Genomic DNA, 18,648 nt, shown 5'->3' on the forward strand with positions numbered 1-18,648 from the left:
TAGGCAGGTGCTGGGTATTCCGGCTTCAATACAACTGCTGTAACTAAAAATCATGTTATTATGGTAACGGTAAAAGAAATTAAGAAGGCAAGAAATTCTAAAGATGAAGAATTTTATGGCTTAATCGTGCAATCAGGAGCTATGCCTGTTAAAAGCAAGAAAACAGGAAGAGTGTACTTCACAGCAAAGACAGCCTTTGTAGCAACCACCTTTGATGAAGAAACTGCATCATCAATGATCGGTATGGAGTTCGAGGGCACAGTTAAAAAAGTGCCAACAGATCCTTACGAATACACCATTGAGGAAACAGGTGAGATAATCCAGCTAACTCATCGTTGGGAATATGTAGATCCTGCTTTGGACTTGGAAGAACAGGTGGTGGAAGAAATGGCTGTGATTTAAGGAATGTACACCTGACAAGAAAGAGCTTATTGCTAATGCGATAGGCTCTTTTTTATTCCTAAAAACAACAATTATATGTATAACTAAAAACAAACAACATGCAATTACAACAAACACAACTTAACAATGTAAAACTCCGTTTAGGCATATCTGGAGCCAGTGGATTTGGTAAAACCTATTCTGCTTTGCAATTAGCCTATGGAATGACACAAGATTGGTCCAAAATAGCTGTTATAGACACAGAGAATGCCTCAGCCAGTCTGTATTCAGATTTGGGGAGTTTCAATGTTCTCAATCTATTTCCACCATATAGTCCAGAGAGATACATTGAGGCTATAGATATATGCGAAAAAGCAGGTATGGAAGTGATTATTATAGATTCCATTACTCATGAATGGCAAGGTGAGGGAGGATGTCTGCAAATACATGAACAACTTGGAGGAAGATTCCAGGATTGGGCAAAGGTGAAACCCAGACACCAGAAATTCATTGATGCCATACTGCAATCCAGATGTCACATCATTACAACAACCAGACGTAAAACAGATTATTCTATGGATGTTGGTTCCAATGGTAAATCCAAGGTGGTTAAGCATGGTACCAAAGAGATAACCAGTGAAGGATTTGAATATGAGCTAACATTAAACTTTGAGCTCATCAACGAAAATCACTTGTGTAAGGTCAGTAAAGACCGGACGAATCTTTTCCAGGGAAAACCAGAATTTATTATCACCTCTGAAGCGGGCAAAACATTAAAAACCTGGTGCAATCAAGGAACTTCTCTGGAGGATGTAAAACAAGATATACAGTCTACAAGTACATTTGAGGAATTGAGACATTTATATCAAGAGCACAGTGCTTTAAAACAGCAGATTCTACCATTTATCATGGAACGGAAATCTGAAATAGAAAAGAGTACTCAGATTGTAGATTGCAAACAAATAATTAATCCTAAAACAATAAAAGACAATGGAATTAACAGCAATAAACCAACAGGTGGTCAGTAGCCAAGAAATAGAATCATCATCTATCAACGAGAAAAATAATTTTATAGAAGCAAACACACAGCAGGTAACACTATCCCATTTAAGGCAGGATTGCATTATTCCTGTGTTTGCAAAAGATAATGAAAGCACCATACCACATTACGAATTTGTAAATACAGTGAGGAGCACAGCACAGCAATTGTTTCCAAAAGGAACTGTTACAATGCCTAATATCAGAACCTCACACATTATCAAGGGTAGAATACCTTCAGCAATCGGTAAACCTGCTAAAGAACTATTAGAACATGAAAAGACCATCTATTACGAGCGTATGGCTTTTATGATAGAAATACCACATGTACATGTATATATAAATAACCAAAAGCTCAATCTAACGGTTGGTGGTGTAAGATCTTATTCAGAACAGAATTTATTTTCTAAGAAAAGCATAGAAAAGTTTAAAATCTTTATAGGATTTAAGAATATGGTTTGTTGTAATCTATGTATAGCTACGGATGGTTTGAAAGATGATTTAAGAGTGAGTAGTATAGATGAATTAAAAAACAAGAGTAGAGAATTGTTTTTAAGCTATAACCAAGATAATCATATAGATGCATTAAGAAAATTTCAACAATTCACTATTAATCAAGAACAGTTTGCTCATTTAGTAGGTAAGATAAAACTCTATTATCATCTAGACAAGCAAGAAAAACAAGACTTGTTTGAGTTGAAGACAACAGATTCACAAATCAACACAATAATTAAGAATTATGTTGATGATGAGCATTTTAGTTCTGATCCTAAAGGCTATATCAATCTCTGGAATTTGTACAATTTGTTTACTGAGAGTACTAAAAGCAATTACATAGATAATTTCCTGAGCAGAAACTGCAACACCTATGAGTTTGTAAATCATTTGGGTGTAGCGTTAGAAAATCAGGAACATAACTACTTTCTTCAAAAATCTAAAGTGTGATTCATTAATCTAACATATTTTATTATAAATGAGTAATAAAGAATTGATTGAGCTGTTAAAATCATGCTCACCAAACATCATTTATGTTGTAAATGAAGAAAATAGAATTATAAAGTTAAAAACACCACTTAAATTAAAAGTGATAGCAGATATTGGAGATTTTCGTAAAAATCAGATTGTGAAATGCAATGAATTGAAAATCACCACATGGGCTAGAATTGTGTTTCATTTAGATGGTAAGAACTATCACACCTACTATTTTGACATTCTAACAAAATAAGTGATAAAGAGCATTATGCTGTATCTTTTGGTTCTATGGAAATAGAACATTTTCTGAGACGGTTTTGGCTCTATAATAATAAAACCACTGAGAAAATCTGCTCTGCAGATCACCAGCACATCAAGACCTAATCTTATAAGTTAATTTATGAAGCTGCATAACACAAAAAGTTATGTTCCTTGAAGTGTAATATATAAGGTTAGGTTTATATGTTGGTAGTTTAAAGTTGAATAATTCACATGGTTTTGTCTTTTACTAAAGGGGTTCAATAACTTTTAGTATTTAATATCATGCCAAAGCTATGTTTACTTAATGTGTAGTTATAGTACAAACTAGTTGTAAACTACAACTGCATTATGTAAAATATCCACGCAAGAAGCTAAATAGTAATTTAAACAAATGGTTAGCTCTCCCTACACAACGCTAAATAATTGCTGTCCAGTTCACTGTAAATACTATCATTTGGGCCATTAGCAGTAGCATATCGTGCAAGTAACATAATTTTTTTATGATACTTATTGGTATCATCATATAATGGCATTTTTATATTAAAATTAATACTGTATGACCTTGTACTATAGGTAAACTTGAAGTACTGTCTTACTATGGTAGAATTCAATATTCCACATAAATAATATGCTTCGTCCTCAGTAATATTCCTACCTGTCTTGTCCTTACTGATATACGGACAGTGCTTGGCACAAATAGGTGTAATTGATTCTCCCCAAGGAGTTTCTATATCTTGAACAACTGCACTACTTAGTTTAGTGTTATCTCTAAACGTTACTTTATATGGAGAGTAAGTATAATCTCCGACTTTAGATAGCGAATAAAATGCTGATCCTCTTGAAATTGTCAAACTCCTTTTAGATTGTTTTCCTATTGTTGCTTTATTATTTGTGAAATATTTCAATAATGAAGGACTGTGTTTTGCCAACACAGAAGGTTCAGCGGATTTTGAAATTCCTTCCTCATAAGGGAAAATACAGTAATTTGAATTTTCTTTAAAACCGAATGGAATTATTTCAGGGGCTTTAATAACTGGACGGATGAACATAGTTTCCAGCATAACTGGTAAGTTGCTCAGGCTTTTATAAGTAGAATTTTTAAACTTAGCAGGTTTGAATAAATATGCGTTTTTTCTTGAAACAGGTTTTACCGGTTCTATGAAATATATTTCAGCAGGTGTAAATTCGACACCACTTCTAGCTTTGTATTCGCATTCACCAATAATTGAGCTGAAGTCATTCTTTCTATCAATAAACTCCTCGTCAAAGGTAGTGTAACCAGTACGTTGAAGATCCATCTGGTATGCTTTAGGAGCTGATATTTCAAAATAATCACCTACTTCCTTAAATGACTGTTTTTCGTTTATACTACTTATCTTAATTCCTCGTTTTTTCTTAAAAGCTTTAATTGGTATACCGTCTTTAAAGTAATCCTTTGTTAGATGTTGATAATAGTAGGTCATAAATTTCTCTTGTGTATCTATGAATGGATTACCTGCACCCGTCCAATCATCAAGTTTTTGTAAATACATACGCTGGTTATTCTGTACATCAATGTAGAAGTTTCTAAAACCGGCATAAGAATCCTGTGTCATTAGAGTCTTAGGCATCAAAAACGAAAGTACACCACCTTCCTTTAACCATGCTGAGGCTGTTACATTAGCTATAAGTGCACAAATATTTAAACTAATTGCTCCCATGTAAGTTTGACCTGAAAATAAATGCCTATCAACACAAAGACTTTTTATTTTTTCAGCATAAGCTTGAGGTAAAAATTCCCATTTAATCCATGGCGGATTTCCAACAATTATATCTATGTTCTTTACTCTAGCCACAAGCATGAAGTTAGAAACTATTCTAATCCAGATACCATCCCAATTATTTTTGTGCAATCTCACTAATTGATTAGAAAGAGAGATGAGTTTATCTGTTACTTCATCATTTAGATCACTTTGATTAATGTTATCAGCAAACTTCTGATAAACCAAACCTGGATCTTCTGCTTTAATAATCGCTTGAATTTGACTCATTTGTGAAAAAAACTCACTACTTTCAACAAATGAGCTGGGTAGTACCACATCTATATTTTCTTGTTTAGTGTTTACTGTATACTTATAACAGTTTACTTTATTCAGCTCAACTTTAGTTGGTATATTAGCTGAATCACCAAGATATATAGGTATCTCTATATCATCACCGTTAATTAAAGGCTTTACGGATAAATAAAAACAGACCTTAGCTGTAAGTACAGATAAAGGATTAATATCAACACCTTTGACTCTTTGGATTATTGATTTTAGCAATTTGGACTTTTCACTAGTGTTTAGACCAACCACATCGGTATCTCCAATTATGTTTTTTATAAGAGACATTACAAAAACACCACTTCCACAACACGGATCGATTGCATGAAAATCACTTTTGTTGACGGTTGAAATACTTTCCTTTACAACGTAATCTGCTAACCAAGCAGGGGTAAAATATTCCCCTAAACTATGCCTAACTTCAGGAGGCATAATCTCCATGTATAAATCGATAAAAATGTCTATTGTTGTATAACCATGTTTATAAAAGCTAATTGAGTAACCTTCAAGGACATGCACTATATCAAGTATTAAACCTGCTAATTCCTGAGTCCATATTTCTTCGTCACAGTACCAAGAGAAAAAATCTCCTTCCAATAGATTTCTAATTCCACCGGTTTGAAAAACATAACCATCTTCTATGTATTCAATGAATTGTCGTAAAGTATCTGAATCGATATCACTTAAATCTGAAAAATATTCAATGTTCTTATTAAATTCAATTTTTGTTACTACCTTACAAGCAATTAGTTTAACAATTACAGCGTAAGTGGTTTGTAATGCGAATAAAGCCTTATAGTCGGTCTCACTATCTGAAATATTTAAGTCAAACACTTTACTTAATGCAACTCGTCTTTTCTTAATATCTTCATTTTGCCCTTTGTCAGTCTCTGACAGATGAAAAAGTACTTCCCATTCTTGGAACAGCATTGAAGTTTTATCTGAAGGGCTTTCCATTAACTTGTTAAATAAGCTTCTAGCAAGCTTCAAAGTCGTTTGTGACCTTGTATTAATTTTAAAATCGTTTACTACGTTTTGGGGAACAAATCTTTTATTAGTCACATCAACAAGAGATCGAATGAGCTTATCAAGATCCTGTTCATCGATATTCTTGTAAGACGTTGAATGTAAAATACCTTCTTGATAATAAATGTATTTGATTTTAATACCGTCTGTCAAAACACCGTGATATTCAAATTTTTCTGATTCTAAAAGTTGATTTAAATAATCTGACAACTGTGATTCCGCCTTCTTCTTATCATTCTCACTATCCAATTTACCTTTGTTCTTATATTCAATAACAAGATTGTTACAAACAGCATCCATTCTTCCTGTAAACTTATGTCTTAGAGAAGATTGACCAGCCTCTTTTCTAAATTCTAGATCTATATTAAACAAGGTTCTGACAAAAAAATAGATCTCAGATTCAAAGGCGAATGCAACATCAGCCTCAGTTGAAGCCGATTTCGTCCTAATTATTAATGTAGTTAAGTGCTCACTAAGCTTGCATTCATATTCTTTACTGCTTAATATACTATCTATTCCCATTATCGAATTGAATCTCATTTTATTTCACACTGTGAAAATAAAACCAAAGTTTTTAATCTGCTAAATTTATTTAAGAAATAACAAAAAAGTAATTTGAGGCTATGCTTACTAACTATCTTAAAAACAAAAAGATTATCATAGACTAACAGGTTAAAGTGAAGCAAAAACAAGCACATTTGTTCTCTGGAATCACAAAGGCTAAAAAACATCTTAGCTCAGCTGGACAGAGCATCTGCCTTCTAATAAGACAGTCAAAAAGAAGTTTAAAAACAAATCAATATGGGACTTATGTGGGGATAATATTGAATTAAAAAATCATAACCAACTAAAAAACTGTTAATTACGATTTTATTCAGCGAAGAAAAAGGGATTCAAACCTCGCCAACTCTCTAAAAGAATAGTATACAAAAGTTGCTTAATCGTACATAAATCGTACAATTATAAAAACAAGAAATCCGTAAAAGCTTTGTAGTTAGCTATTTACGGATTTTACATGTACTCAAGGTGGGAATCGAACCCACACTTCCGAAGAAACTGGATTTTGAATCCAGCGCGTCTACCAATTCCGCCACTTGAGCAAATTTTGGACAGCAAAAATAATTTTTTTTATTGAATTACAACTAAAATTAACCAGATTATACTTTTTAGGTTGAAATAAATGTATAAATTTGCACCTCGTTTTAAAAACCTATCTTTTTAAATCCTAAATAACAACTAGTTAACCATGGGCGTTGTAAAAACTGAAGCTAAAATTTTTGCATGTACACAAAGTACAGTGCTAGGTGAGAAAATCGCCAAAGCTTTTGGAGCTGAACTGGGTAACGTTATAACCTCTACATATAGTGATGGTGAATTTCAGCCATCCTACGAGGAGTCTATTAGAGGCACTAGGATTTTCATTATAGGATCAACACACCCAAGCCCAAGAAATTTAATGGAAATGCTGTTAATGATTGATGCCGCTAAACGTGCGTCTGCAAGACATATCACAGCCGTTATGCCATATTTTGGTTGGGCAAGACAGGATAGAAAGGACAAACCAAGAGTGCCAATTGCAGCAAAGTTAGTGGCAAAAATGTTGGAAGCTGCTGGAGCAACTCGAATTATTACCATGGATTTGCATGCAGACCAAATTCAAGGGTTCTTTGAAAAGCCGGTGGATCACTTATTTGCATCTACCATCTTTTTGCCTTACTTAAGGAGTTTAAATTTGCCAAATTTAACTATTGCTTCGCCAGATATGGGAGGTTCAAAAAGAGCTTATGCCTATTCTAAGGCACTGGAAAGCGATGTGGTAATATGTTATAAGCAGCGCGCGAAGGCCAATGTGATTTCCCATATGGAATTGATTGGGGATGTTACTGGTAAAAATGTTGTGCTGGTTGACGACATGGTAGATACAGCAGGAACTTTAACTAAAGCTGCAGATTTGATGATAGAAAGAGGAGCACTTAGTGTAAGGGCTATTTGTACGCACCCCATATTGTCTGGGAGTGCTTATGAAAGGTTATCTGATTCTAAACTTGAGGAGTTAATCACAACAGATTCCATTCCTTTAAAAGAAGAAAACGATAAAATTAGAGTATTGAGTTGTGCAGATTTATTTGCCGAGGTTATGGATAAGGTACACCATAACCGTTCTATCAGCTCAAAATTTGTAATGTAAATTAATAAACAATTATATAAATCAATTATGAAATCAATTACAATCAACGGATCTCAAAGAGAAAGCGTGGGCAAAAAAGCAACAAAGGCCTTACGTAATGCTGGACAGGTTCCTTGCGTATTATACGGAGGGGATAAGCCAGTGCATTTCTCTGCACCAGAATTGGCTTTCTCTAAACTTGTATACACGCCTAATGCGCATACAGTTGTGATTGAGCTTGACAATGGAGAAACTTTAAATGCAGTACTCCAAGATATTCAATTTCATCCTGTAACGGATAGAATTTTACATGTAGACTTCTATCAACTGTTTGAGGATAAGGAAATTGCTTTAAACATACCTGTTCAACTTGTTGGTAATTCAAAAGGTGTTAAAAACGGTGGTGTTTTAAGAAGAAACAATAGAAAATTGCGTATTAAAGCACTTCCAGCAAACTTACCAGATTTTATTGAGATTGACATTACACCTCTTAAGATAGGTGATAAAGTTGCGGTGGGTGATTTACCAAGCGAAGGATATACTTTTCTACATTCAGATAACACTGTGGTTTGCCAGATTAAAACGGCTAGAACTGCAATTGTTGATGATGAAGACGAAGAAGAAGTTGAAGGAGAAGAAGGAGCTGAAGGAGCAGAAGCACCGGCTGAAGGAGCTGGAGCAGAAGCACCAGCAGCAGAGGCTTCTCAGGAATAATTATTCCATAAATAAAACGATAAAAGCACCTCCAGACAAGGGGTGCTTTTTTATTGTAAAAAACCTTGAAAATCGACTTTAATTTTAAATTAAAAAATATATCTTTGCACGCGAAAACTAAAAGAGGCTTTTATCAATTAAGTCGCATAATATTAAATACATAAGTAATGTCTAAAGTTACAGGTAAAGTTGCCCAAATTGTAGGACCAGTTATTGACGTTGAGTTTGCAGCAGGTTCAGAACTTCCAAAAATTTACGATTCATTAGAAATTAATAGACCAGATGGTTCCACTTTAGTACTAGAGGTACAGTCTCACATTGGTGAGGATACAGTACGTACTATTGCGATGGATTCTTCTGACGGTTTAAGTAGAGGTACTGAAGTTAATGCAACTGGCGCTCCAATACAAATGCCGATTGGTGAAGATGTTTATGGACGATTATTTAATGTAATTGGTGATGCAATTGATGGTTTAGGAGATTTACCTAAAGCAGGAAAAGCAGGTTTGCCTATCCATAGACAAGCACCAAAGTTTGAAGATTTATCAACATCCACTGAGGTTTTATTTACTGGGATTAAAGTAATCGATTTGATTGAGCCTTACGCTAAAGGTGGTAAAATTGGTTTATTTGGTGGTGCTGGTGTAGGTAAAACGGTATTGATTCAGGAGTTGATTAACAATATTGCAAAAGGTCACGGTGGTTTATCAGTATTTGCTGGTGTAGGTGAAAGAACGCGTGAAGGAAATGACCTTTTAAGAGAGATGTTAGAATCTGGAATTATCAAGTATGGCGATGACTTTTTGCATTCTATGGAAGAAGGTGGATGGGATTTGACCAAGGTTGATAAGAAAGCTATGTTAGATTCTAAAGCAACTTTCGTATTTGGACAAATGAATGAGCCTCCTGGAGCACGTGCACGTGTGGCGCTATCAGGTTTGACTATCGCAGAATATTTCCGTGATGGTGCTGGGGACGGACAAGGAAAAGATGTACTTTTCTTCGTCGATAACATTTTCCGTTTTACGCAAGCCGGTTCTGAGGTGTCTGCACTTTTAGGTCGTATGCCATCTGCGGTAGGTTACCAACCAACATTGGCAACTGAGATGGGTGCAATGCAAGAGCGTATTACTTCAACTAAAAAAGGATCTATTACATCTGTACAGGCGGTTTACGTACCTGCGGATGATTTAACTGACCCTGCTCCAGCAACAACCTTTGCTCACCTAGATGCAACAACAGTACTGTCTCGTAAAATTGCCGAGCTTGGTATCTATCCTGCGGTAGATCCATTAGATTCTACATCAAGAATTTTAACAGCCGATATTTTAGGAGATGACCACTATGATTGTGCACAACGCGTAAAAGAGTTGTTACAACGTTATAAAGAATTACAAGATATTATCGCAATTCTTGGTATGGAGGAATTATCTGAAGAAGATAAATTAGCTGTATCTAGAGCACGTCGAGTACAACGTTTCTTATCTCAACCTTTCCACGTAGCTGAGCAGTTTACTGGTATACCTGGGGTGTTGGTAGATATCAAAGAAACGATTAAAGGATTTAACATGATTATGGACGGTGAGTTAGATCACCTTCCTGAAGCAGCTTTTAACCTTAAGGGTACTATCGAGGATGCGATTGAAGCTGGTGAGAAAATGTTAGCTGAAGCTTAAAATTAGTAAGCAGTTTACAGTCGCAATTGGCAGTAAGCCGACATTGCGTACTGAATACTGAATACTGAATACTGAAAAATTATGTATTTAGAAATTGTATCGCCTGAAGCGACATTATTTAGCGGAGAAGTAGATTCTGTTGCTGTTCCTGGAGTAAATGGTGAATTTGAAATGCTAAAAGATCACGCACCAATAGTCTCTTTGCTTAAAGAAGGTAACGTTAAAATATCTGGAAACATAACTTTAGACGAAGAGGTGGAATCAAAATTCACAAAGACGAATAAAGGATTTTGGCTGCCAATTAATGCTGGTACTATTGAAATGAAGGACAATAAAATTATTGTGCTGGCAGATTAAAAAACTTTTAAAACTTAATTATATAAAAAACCCCGAAACGCAATGTTTTGGGGTTTTTCATTTCAACTAACTAAAATGAAATAAAGTTTAAAAAATAATAACCAGTAGGTTTATTGCAATTGTAGCAACAACTAAAATTGCGAGTCCAATTGCAAATGAAGTGTCCAGGATAGTTTCTGTAGTTTTCATAATGGATTAATAATTTTAAGTTAGGGTTTCTTTTGAGTTTGGTAAAAGAAACCCTGTATCACTACAATACAGAGTTTCAAGTAATTCTCTCTCAAAAGAATTGATTAATAGCTTGTGTAAAGGTATATGTAAGACTTCAAAAAAAAAATACGCAGTTGTACGTATTTTTATTTACAGGTTGGATATACCGTAAAGGCGAAAGCCCTAGATTTTACAATCTAGGACTTTCAATAATTCTCCCTAAGAACTAATTAATAGCACTGTAAAAGTAAATCATATCAAAGAATTATAAAATACGTACTTGTACGTATTTTATAAATAAGGCTTATTTAAATTGGCCCAAATGGATAATGAAGTAGGTTTATAATCTAATTCAAGTTTTGACACAATATTGCTTCGGTGCTTATCAACCGTTCTTGGCGAAATGGATAGTTCGTCTGCTATTTCTTGGGATGTTTTGTTTTCTGATATCAGCCTCACAATTTTTAACTCAGATTTTGTGAGAAGCTCTAACTTTTCAGGTTTGCTGTTTTGGTTGTGATTAAGATATTCTGCAATTTCCTCACTAAAATAGGCTTGATTATTTTCTACATGAGCGATACAAGTTTCTATTTCTTCAATGGCAAACTCCTTTAAAATATAGCCGTAAACCCCGTACTCTAAAGCTTGATCGTAGAGTTCCTCTTCTTTATCAAATGTAATTAGGATAACTTTGGTAGGTAAATCGTTTTTTTGCACCAATTCTGCTATATCCAGACCAGTTTTAAAAGGCATCCTAATGTCGAGGATGGCAATTTTTGGTTTAAGTTTTACTATAAGATTATAAGCAGTTTTACCATCTTCAGCACTTCCTAAAATATTATAACCTTTGGAAGTAAGAAAGTCTGTTAAACCTCTCAGCATTAGCGGATGGTCATCAGCTATTACTATAGATGTGTGCATTTAAGTCTAGGGATATTATTTGCTATTAATTGATTGGGTAAATCTTTGAAGATTTACAATTTTAAATATAGATATTTTTTCTCATAATCAATTACGGCTTTACCTTTTTTTAGGATATCTGCACCAATAATACCATCAACCGGCTTGGAGTCATGATTTACCAAGGCTGTATTTACATGGACCAAATTAAACAATACCAGAACTACTTTATCATGGTTCCATTTACCAATTTTAACTTTGTTTTTCTTGGACATTTTGGTTTCCATATCCGTAGCGCCTGCACCTGCTGCCAAAATATTGGAGTCTTTTACTTTTAAATTAAAAAGATCAATGCCTTCAAAACCTACGCAAGAACTGGAGGCTCCAGTATCCAAAATAAATCTGCCTCTAACCCCATTGATTGAGGCTTTTATTTCAAAATGATTCGTTTTGGTAAGTCTTAGTTTAATTTTAGTATAGCCTTTTTCAAGTAGAAAATTTTGAAGAGAGACATCCATAAGTTCAATTTTAAACAAATATAATCTATAAAATCAATTACTTTTACAAATAAAACGGTTAAACATAATTAAGTATTTTACAATTGATTATTACTGATACACACACCCATCTATATAGTGAAGCTTTTGATGAAGATCGGTATGATATGATTCATCGTGCTTTGGAGCTTGGCGTTTCTCGATTCTTCATTCCTGCAATTGATTCAACATATACATTGTCCATGCTTCAATTGGAAAAGGATTTCCCAGAAAACGTTTTTTTAATGATGGGTTTGCATCCTACACATGTAAAAGATAATTATTTGGAAGAGCTGCGGCATGTGGAGGACATGTTGGAAAAACAAAAGTTTTATGCTGTTGGAGAAATTGGGATTGATTTATACTGGGATAAAACCACATTGGATATTCAAATAAAGGCATTTAAATATCAAATTCAGTTGGCAAAAAAATATAAATTGCCCATAGTAATTCATTCTAGGGAGTCTTTTGATGAAATCTTCGAGGTGTTAGAGAGTGAAAAAGATGATAAACTTTTCGGTATATTTCATTGTTTTACAGGGACTTTGGAGCAAGCACATCGAGCTATATCCTACAATATGAAATTGGGCATTGGAGGTGTCTCAACGTTTAAAAATGGAAAAATAGATAAGTTTTTAAATCAAATAGACTTGAAGCATATTGTATTGGAAACCGATGCGCCTTATTTATCACCAGTACCCTACAGGGGCAAACGCAATGAAAGTGCCTACATTATAAATGTATTGGAAAAAATATCTGAAATTTATAAGGTTTCAAAGGAAGAGGTTGCAAAAATTACAACTCAAAATTCAAAAGATGTTTTTAAAATATGAGTCTTGTTAAACCAAACATACTTTTAGTTTACACTGGTGGTACCATAGGAATGGTGAAGGATGCCGAAACTGGGACGCTACATGCATTCAATTTTAACAATTTATTAAAGCAAATACCAGAATTGAAACTGCTGGATTGCAAAATTGAGACCATATCCTTTAAGCACCCTATTGATTCTAGTAATATGAATCCTGAATATTGGGCCCAAATAGCAGACATTATTGAGTCTCATTACAGTAAGTTTGATGGGTTTGTAATACTTCATGGCAGTGATACGATGAGTTATACGGCTTCGGCGTTAAGTTTTATGTTGGAAAATTTAGCAAAACCAATAGTATTTACAGGTGCACAATTGCCAATTGGAGATTTAAGAACAGATGCTAAAGAGAATTTAATTACCTCTATTCAAATTGCTTCTTTACGAGAGAATAATCAGCCAGTTATTAAGGAGGTGTGTTTATATTTTGAATATAAATTGTACCGTGGTAATCGCACCACTAAAATTAACGCGGAACATTTTCAAGCATTTAAGTCTTTAAATTATCCATGTTTAGCAGAGTCAGGCGTGCATTTAAAAATTAACCGTCAATATTTATTTCAAATTAACACTAATGAGCCTTTGAAGGTTCATAAAAGGTTGGAGAGTAATATTGCTATAATTAAACTTTTTCCTGGGATTACCGAATCCTTTGTAAAAAGTGTTGTTGCTAATCCAAATATAAAAGGCGTTATTTTGGAGACTTATGGGTCTGGTAATTGCACTACCGACCAATGGTTTCTTGATGTTTTAAAGGAGTCTATTTCAAAAGGCATACCTATTATAAACGTAACCCAATGTGTTGGAGGGAGTGTAAATATGGGGCAATATGAAACGAGTAGCCATTTAAAACGTATAGGTGTCATATCTGGAAAGGATATGACCACGGAATCAGCGTTAACCAAACTAATGTATTTATTGGGTAAATATGAATCGGCTGAACTGCTTAAAACCAAGTTTGAAACGCCGCTTAGAGGAGAAATGGTCTAAAATTAACTGCAAAGGTTTTACCGTTTGATTTTTTTTTTGTTATTTGGTCTTCCTTAAAAAATACGATTAAGCCACAGAGAGGTGGCCGAGTGGTCGAAGGCGCACGCCTGGAAAGTGTGTATACCTCAAAAGGGTATCGAGGGTTCGAATCCCTTCCTCTCTGCACAATTATATTTAGTTTTTAATTGTATTTTTTATATCTTTAACACTTTAACTAATAAAATTAAGATTTAGAACATGAAAAGATTATTTTCTATCCTTGCCATTGCAGGAATGATGGCATTCGGAACAGCAAATGCAACTACCAGTGCAACAGTAAATACTGCTGCAACAACTGTTGTAACTACTCAAGATAGCGATGATGCAGCACCAGCTGACGAAGAGCTAAGTTTTCATCAAGGATTAAAAAAGCGTTTTATTGAAGGAGGCCCAGGATTTATGGGTATCGTATTGTTGTGTTTAATTCTAGGTTTAGCAATTGCTATTGAGAGAATTATCTTTTTAAATCTATCTACAACAAATACAAAGAAACTAACCCAAAATGTAGAAGACGCCTTGGCTTCTGGTGGTGTAGAAGCTGCTAAAGAGGTTTGTAGAAACACAAAAGGACCTATTGCTTCTATCTTTTATCAAGGTTTGGACAGAACAGACGAAGGTATTGAAGCTGCTGAAAAAGCGGTTGTGGCTTACGGTGGCGTTCAAATGGGACAACTAGAAAAGAATGTATCTTGGATTTCTTTATTTATCGCACTAGCACCAATGCTTGGTTTCATGGGTACGGTAATAGGTATGATTCAAGCATTTGATAAAATTGAAGCTGCAGGAGATATGAACCCGACATTGGTTGCAGGTGGTATTAAAGTAGCACTTTTAACAACGGTATTTGGTCTTATAGTGGCAATCATTCTTCAAATATTTTACAATTACATTATTGCTAAAATAGATAGCATCGTTAATGATATGGAAGATTCTTCTATTTCTTTAATGGATATGCTTATCAAACACAAAAAGTAATAATTTAAAATTGTAACTATTATGAAAAAAATATTAACCATAGTATTAGCCATAGTTGGAGTACTCTCCATATTATTTCTGGCTATGATAATTTCGGCAGGTGATGATGCTGTAAAGGCGGGTGATGCGAGTGGCTCTGTTGATTCAATTATGTTTATTGCATATATCATTTTAGGCTTAGTTATTCTTTTTGTTGTGCTCTTTAGCTTAAAGAATATATTTACTAATCCTGATACGCTTAAGCGTACACTTAGAAGTTTAGGGCTATTTGCCTTATTAGCACTTATTTGCTATTTCGGTCTTGCACAGGGAGTAGAAACACCTTTAAAAGATGGTGGTACACTTTCTGCTGGAGGCTCTAAGTTATTAGGAGCAGGGTTGTGGTTGTTTTACTTCCTTATCTTTATAGCTGGAGCATCGATGTTGTTTTACGGAATTAAAAAAATGATTAAATAATTATGGCAAAAAGATCAGCACCGGAAGTTAATGCAGGCTCTATGGCCGATATTGCCTTCCTATTATTGATATTTTTCTTGGTTACTACGACCATTGAGAAAGATTCGGGAATTAACCGAAAGCTTCCTCCTATTGAAGAAACAGATCCGCCAATAATTAAGCAAAAAAATATTTTCACGGTTCTGATTAATAAGCATGACCAATTGCTTGTGGAGGATGAGCCTATGGAAATTAAGGATTTGAGAAAAGCAGCAGTAGAGTTTTTAGATAATAATGGTGATGGTACTTGCGATTTCTGTAAAGGCGCAAGAGATCCAAAATCCTCTGACAATCCAGATAAAGCAATTATATCATTAAAGAATGACCGTCAGACATCATATGGCGCTTATATATCTGTTCAAAATGAGTTGGTAGCGGCGTATAATGAATTGAGAAACAGACGTGCTTTGGAAGTTGGTCCTTCAAAAGGGTTTCCTAATATGAATTATCAAGAAATGAATAAATTACATGATGATGTAAGGTGGACTGGTAATAAAACGAAGTTAGGAGATTTGATAGACCAAATAAAACTGGAGATTCCTCAAAAACTTTCTGAAGTAGTTGAATAAATAATTTAAAACTTATAAAACATGTCTAAGTTTAAAAAGAAAAAAGATGGAGGATTAGCACCAATTAATACAGCATCCTTACCTGATATTGTTTTTATGTTATTATTCTTCTTTATGGTGGCTACTGTAATGAGGGAAAACGAACTTAAAATAAAAAATTCACTGCCAGTTGCAAATCAAGTAGAGAAGTTAGATAAGAAAAACCCTGTAAGTTACATTTACATGGGGAAACCGAGTGCTAATTACAAGCAATACGGTACGGAAGCTAGAATTCAACTTAATGATGATTTTGCTTCTGTAGGTGATATAATTTCGTTTATTGGAGCCGAACGTGCTGCCCTAAGAGAAGAACTTATTCCTTTTTTAACAGTTTCGCTTAAAGTAGACAAAGATGCCAATATGGGAATTGTAGGGGATGTTAAGCAGGAGTTGAGAAAAACAAATGCGTTAAAAATAAACTACACCACAGGTGTGGGTGATGCTTTATCGAACATGCAATAAGAAGAAAAATAATCTTAATATTTATTAAAAAGTCAAGATAGCATCTTGACTTTTTTTATGTGATGTATGTGTTTAAGACTAGCCATTGGATACAATTTTTATTAACTTTATATAGTAATTTTTCAGAGTCAATACAAAATGTTATTACACAAATCCCAAAACCTTACTTTTTTCAACCCTAGAATCTTAAATCATTCGGGAGTACCGTTTTTTGATATGGGAATATCTGCAGGGTTTCCTTCTCCTGCAGATGACTTTAAAGAACAGCGATTGTCATTAGATAGAGAACTTATTAAAAACAAAGAAGCTACTTTTTTTGCAAGGGTAAATGGACAGTCCATGATTGGGGCAGGGCTTGATGATAACGATTTATTAGTTATAGATAGAAGCTTGGAACCTTCCCATAATAAAATTGCAGTTTGTTTTTTAGATGGTGAGTTCACTGTAAAAAGGCTGAAAGTTAATGCTAAGGGTGTTTGGTTACAACCAGAAAACCCTAATTATGAACCCATACCGATTACAGAAGAGAATAATTTTATGGTTTGGGGTATAGTTACTAATGTTATAAAAAAGGTATAGCGATACATAAAAAAGGCGAAACATTTATTTTGTTTCGCCTTTTTGATATTTAAAATCATATAGGCTTTTTAGAGTTCTAAAGCTTTTTTAACATCATTATCCATCAACAATTCTACTGGATTTTCTAAAGCTTCTTTAACAGCTACTAAGAAGCCAACACTTTCTTTACCATCGATAATTCTGTGATCATATGACAATGCAACATACATAATTGGTCTTATTTCAACCTTACCATCAATAGCAACAGGACGCTCCACAATATTGTGCATACCTAAAATTCCACTTTGTGGCGGGTTAATTATTGGTGTAGATAGCATACTTCCAAAAACACCTCCATTTGAAATGGTAAATGTACCACCCGTCATTTCATCAACAGTAATCTGTCCGTCTCTCGCTCTTATGGCTAAACGCTTTACTTCAGATTCTACACCTCTAAAACTTAAATTTTCAGCGTTGCGCATAACAGGCACCATTAGTCCTTTAGGACCAGAAACGGCAATACTAATATCGCAGAAATCATAAGAAATCATTTCCTTACCATCAATCATTGAGTTAACAGCAGGATACATTTTAAGCGCTCTGACAACAGCTAAAGTAAAGAAACTCATAAACCCTAAGCTTACACCATGTTTTGTCTTAAACGTCTCTTTGTATTCTTTTCTTAATTCGAAAATAGGCGACATGTCAACTTCATTAAACGTCGTTAACATTGCCGTTGTGTTTTTAGCCTCTACTAAACGCTCTGCTACTTTACGACGCAGCATAGACATTTTGCTTCTAGAAGAGCTTCTGTTTCCTCCAGAGGGTGTTCCCATGGAAGGTACAGCCTTAACAGCATCATCTTTAGTTATTCTCCCATCTTTTCCAGTACCTTTAATAGCGCTTGCATCAATGCCTTTTTCTGCTAAAACTTTTTTAGCTGCAGGACTTGCAGTTCCTGTTGCATAGGTTTTCGTTTCTGATGTTTGAGGTGCTGGGGAAGCTTCCTTTTTAGGTGCTTTTTCTTCCTTGGCTTCTGACTTTGGAGCTTCACCACCTTCTGGTTTTTCAGCACTTGTATCTATAAGACATACTACTGCCCCAACTGCTACAGCATCTCCTTCTTCTGCTTTTAATGTGATAGTACCACTAGCTTCTGCAGGTAATTCTAAGGTAGCTTTGTCACTATCTACTTCAGCTATAGCTTGATCTTTTTCAACATAATCACCATCTTCTACAAGCCATTCGGCAATCTCTACTTCTGTAATAGATTCTCCTGGTGATGGTACTTTCATTTCTAAAATCATATGTAAATAATTTTAATTGTA

The 18,648-nt window shown here is 34.5% G+C and carries 19 protein-coding genes and 2 tRNA genes; 16 read left to right on the top strand and 5 right to left on the bottom strand.

Annotation, left to right across the window (positions count from 1 at the left end; translation table 11 throughout):
• Nucleotides 1-60 precede the first annotated feature (60 nt).
• The 4 genes from EYD45_RS09415 to EYD45_RS09430 all read left to right on the top strand — a co-directional run bounded on the left by EYD45_RS09415 (nucleotide 61) and on the right by EYD45_RS09430 (nucleotide 2,644).
• Nucleotides 61-402, top strand: coding sequence for a hypothetical protein (locus tag EYD45_RS09415; protein ID WP_130964296.1), 342 nt, complete (start codon nucleotides 61-63; stop codon nucleotides 400-402).
• Nucleotides 403-500: 98 nt separating this feature from the next.
• Nucleotides 501-1,409 (top strand): AAA family ATPase, encoded by a 909-nt coding sequence (locus tag EYD45_RS09420; protein WP_130964297.1) that lies wholly within the window; start codon nucleotides 501-503, stop codon nucleotides 1,407-1,409.
• A complete protein-coding gene (locus EYD45_RS09425; RefSeq protein WP_130964298.1) occupies nucleotides 1,372-2,364 on the top strand; it encodes a DUF3871 family protein in 993 nt (330 codons plus the stop codon). Before EYD45_RS09420 ends, EYD45_RS09425 begins: the two co-directional genes overlap by 38 nt.
• 28 nt (nucleotides 2,365-2,392) lie before the next feature.
• The gene (locus EYD45_RS09430; RefSeq protein ID WP_130964299.1) at nucleotides 2,393-2,644 is read left to right on the top strand and encodes a hypothetical protein; all 252 of its coding nucleotides are present in this window, start codon (nucleotides 2,393-2,395) and stop codon (nucleotides 2,642-2,644) included.
• A 403-nt stretch (nucleotides 2,645-3,047) separates the two neighbouring features.
• Here the strand turns inward: EYD45_RS09430 and EYD45_RS09435 are convergent, their stop codons facing one another.
• Nucleotides 3,048-6,284, bottom strand: a complete 3,237-nt coding sequence (locus EYD45_RS09435) for an Eco57I restriction-modification methylase domain-containing protein (protein WP_130964300.1) — start codon at nucleotides 6,282-6,284, stop codon at nucleotides 3,048-3,050.
• Nucleotides 6,285-6,780: 496 nt separating this feature from the next.
• Nucleotides 6,781-6,862: transfer RNA gene (locus tag EYD45_RS09440), tRNA-Leu, on the bottom strand.
• A gap of 146 nt (nucleotides 6,863-7,008) precedes the next feature.
• Between EYD45_RS09440 and EYD45_RS09445 the strand changes: the two genes are divergently transcribed.
• The 4 genes from EYD45_RS09445 (at nucleotide 7,009) to EYD45_RS09460 (ending at nucleotide 10,676) form a co-directional block, all read left to right on the top strand.
• Complete coding sequence (locus EYD45_RS09445) at nucleotides 7,009-7,950, top strand: ribose-phosphate pyrophosphokinase (protein WP_130964301.1); 942 nt, start codon at nucleotides 7,009-7,011, stop codon at nucleotides 7,948-7,950.
• 27 nt (nucleotides 7,951-7,977) lie between these two features.
• Nucleotides 7,978-8,643: a 50S ribosomal protein L25/general stress protein Ctc gene (locus EYD45_RS09450; protein WP_130964302.1), complete on the top strand. Its 666-nt coding sequence runs from the start codon at nucleotides 7,978-7,980 to the stop codon at nucleotides 8,641-8,643.
• A 167-nt stretch (nucleotides 8,644-8,810) separates the two neighbouring features.
• Nucleotides 8,811-10,319 carry a F0F1 ATP synthase subunit beta gene (gene atpD / locus EYD45_RS09455; RefSeq protein ID WP_130964303.1) on the top strand — a complete coding sequence of 503 codons (1,509 nt, stop codon included), beginning with the start codon at nucleotides 8,811-8,813 and terminating at the stop codon, nucleotides 10,317-10,319.
• Between the two features lie 81 nt (nucleotides 10,320-10,400).
• Nucleotides 10,401-10,676 (top strand): F0F1 ATP synthase subunit epsilon, encoded by a 276-nt coding sequence (locus EYD45_RS09460; protein WP_130964304.1) that lies wholly within the window; start codon nucleotides 10,401-10,403, stop codon nucleotides 10,674-10,676.
• A 501-nt stretch (nucleotides 10,677-11,177) separates the two neighbouring features.
• On the opposite strand, the gene EYD45_RS09465 is transcribed toward EYD45_RS09460, so the two are convergent.
• Nucleotides 11,178-11,807 (bottom strand): response regulator, encoded by a 630-nt coding sequence (locus tag EYD45_RS09465; RefSeq protein ID WP_130964305.1) that lies wholly within the window; start codon nucleotides 11,805-11,807, stop codon nucleotides 11,178-11,180.
• A 53-nt stretch (nucleotides 11,808-11,860) separates the two neighbouring features.
• Nucleotides 11,861-12,304: a retropepsin-like aspartic protease family protein gene (locus tag EYD45_RS09470; protein ID WP_130964306.1), complete on the bottom strand. Its 444-nt coding sequence runs from the start codon at nucleotides 12,302-12,304 to the stop codon at nucleotides 11,861-11,863.
• Nucleotides 12,305-12,387: 83 nt separating this feature from the next.
• On the opposite strand from EYD45_RS09470, the gene EYD45_RS09475 reads away from it, so the two are divergent.
• The 8 genes from EYD45_RS09475 to EYD45_RS09510 all read left to right on the top strand — a co-directional run bounded on the left by EYD45_RS09475 (nucleotide 12,388) and on the right by EYD45_RS09510 (nucleotide 17,341).
• Nucleotides 12,388-13,155, top strand: a complete 768-nt coding sequence (locus tag EYD45_RS09475) for a TatD family hydrolase (protein ID WP_130964307.1) — start codon at nucleotides 12,388-12,390, stop codon at nucleotides 13,153-13,155.
• Nucleotides 13,152-14,183, top strand: coding sequence for an asparaginase (locus EYD45_RS09480; protein WP_130964308.1), 1,032 nt, complete (start codon nucleotides 13,152-13,154; stop codon nucleotides 14,181-14,183). Before EYD45_RS09475 ends, EYD45_RS09480 begins: the two co-directional genes overlap by 4 nt.
• A 75-nt stretch (nucleotides 14,184-14,258) precedes the next feature.
• Nucleotides 14,259-14,346 (top strand) — tRNA-Ser (locus tag EYD45_RS09485).
• A gap of 74 nt (nucleotides 14,347-14,420) precedes the next feature.
• Nucleotides 14,421-15,197: a MotA/TolQ/ExbB proton channel family protein gene (locus EYD45_RS09490; RefSeq protein ID WP_130964309.1), complete on the top strand. Its 777-nt coding sequence runs from the start codon at nucleotides 14,421-14,423 to the stop codon at nucleotides 15,195-15,197.
• Between the two features lie 21 nt (nucleotides 15,198-15,218).
• On the top strand, nucleotides 15,219-15,653 hold the full coding sequence (locus EYD45_RS09495; RefSeq protein WP_130964310.1) for a hypothetical protein: 435 nt from the start codon (nucleotides 15,219-15,221) through the stop codon (nucleotides 15,651-15,653).
• A 2-nt stretch (nucleotides 15,654-15,655) separates the two neighbouring features.
• The gene (locus EYD45_RS09500; RefSeq protein ID WP_130964311.1) at nucleotides 15,656-16,261 is read left to right on the top strand and encodes an ExbD/TolR family protein; all 606 of its coding nucleotides are present in this window, start codon (nucleotides 15,656-15,658) and stop codon (nucleotides 16,259-16,261) included.
• A 21-nt stretch (nucleotides 16,262-16,282) separates the two neighbouring features.
• Nucleotides 16,283-16,762, top strand: a complete 480-nt coding sequence (locus tag EYD45_RS09505) for an ExbD/TolR family protein (RefSeq protein ID WP_130964312.1) — start codon at nucleotides 16,283-16,285, stop codon at nucleotides 16,760-16,762.
• 138 nt (nucleotides 16,763-16,900) lie between these two features.
• Nucleotides 16,901-17,341 (top strand): LexA family protein, encoded by a 441-nt coding sequence (locus EYD45_RS09510; protein WP_130964313.1) that lies wholly within the window; start codon nucleotides 16,901-16,903, stop codon nucleotides 17,339-17,341.
• Nucleotides 17,342-17,409: 68 nt separating this feature from the next.
• On the opposite strand, the gene odhB is transcribed toward EYD45_RS09510, so the two are convergent.
• Nucleotides 17,410-18,627 carry a 2-oxoglutarate dehydrogenase complex dihydrolipoyllysine-residue succinyltransferase gene (gene odhB, locus EYD45_RS09515; protein ID WP_130964314.1) on the bottom strand — a complete coding sequence of 406 codons (1,218 nt, stop codon included), beginning with the start codon at nucleotides 18,625-18,627 and terminating at the stop codon, nucleotides 17,410-17,412.
• Between the last annotated feature and the right edge of the window lie 21 nt (nucleotides 18,628-18,648).

It is taken from the genome of Hyunsoonleella flava (assembly GCF_004310325.1).
In the GTDB taxonomy this organism is placed as follows: Bacteria; Bacteroidota; Bacteroidia; order Flavobacteriales; family Flavobacteriaceae; genus Jejuia; species Jejuia flava.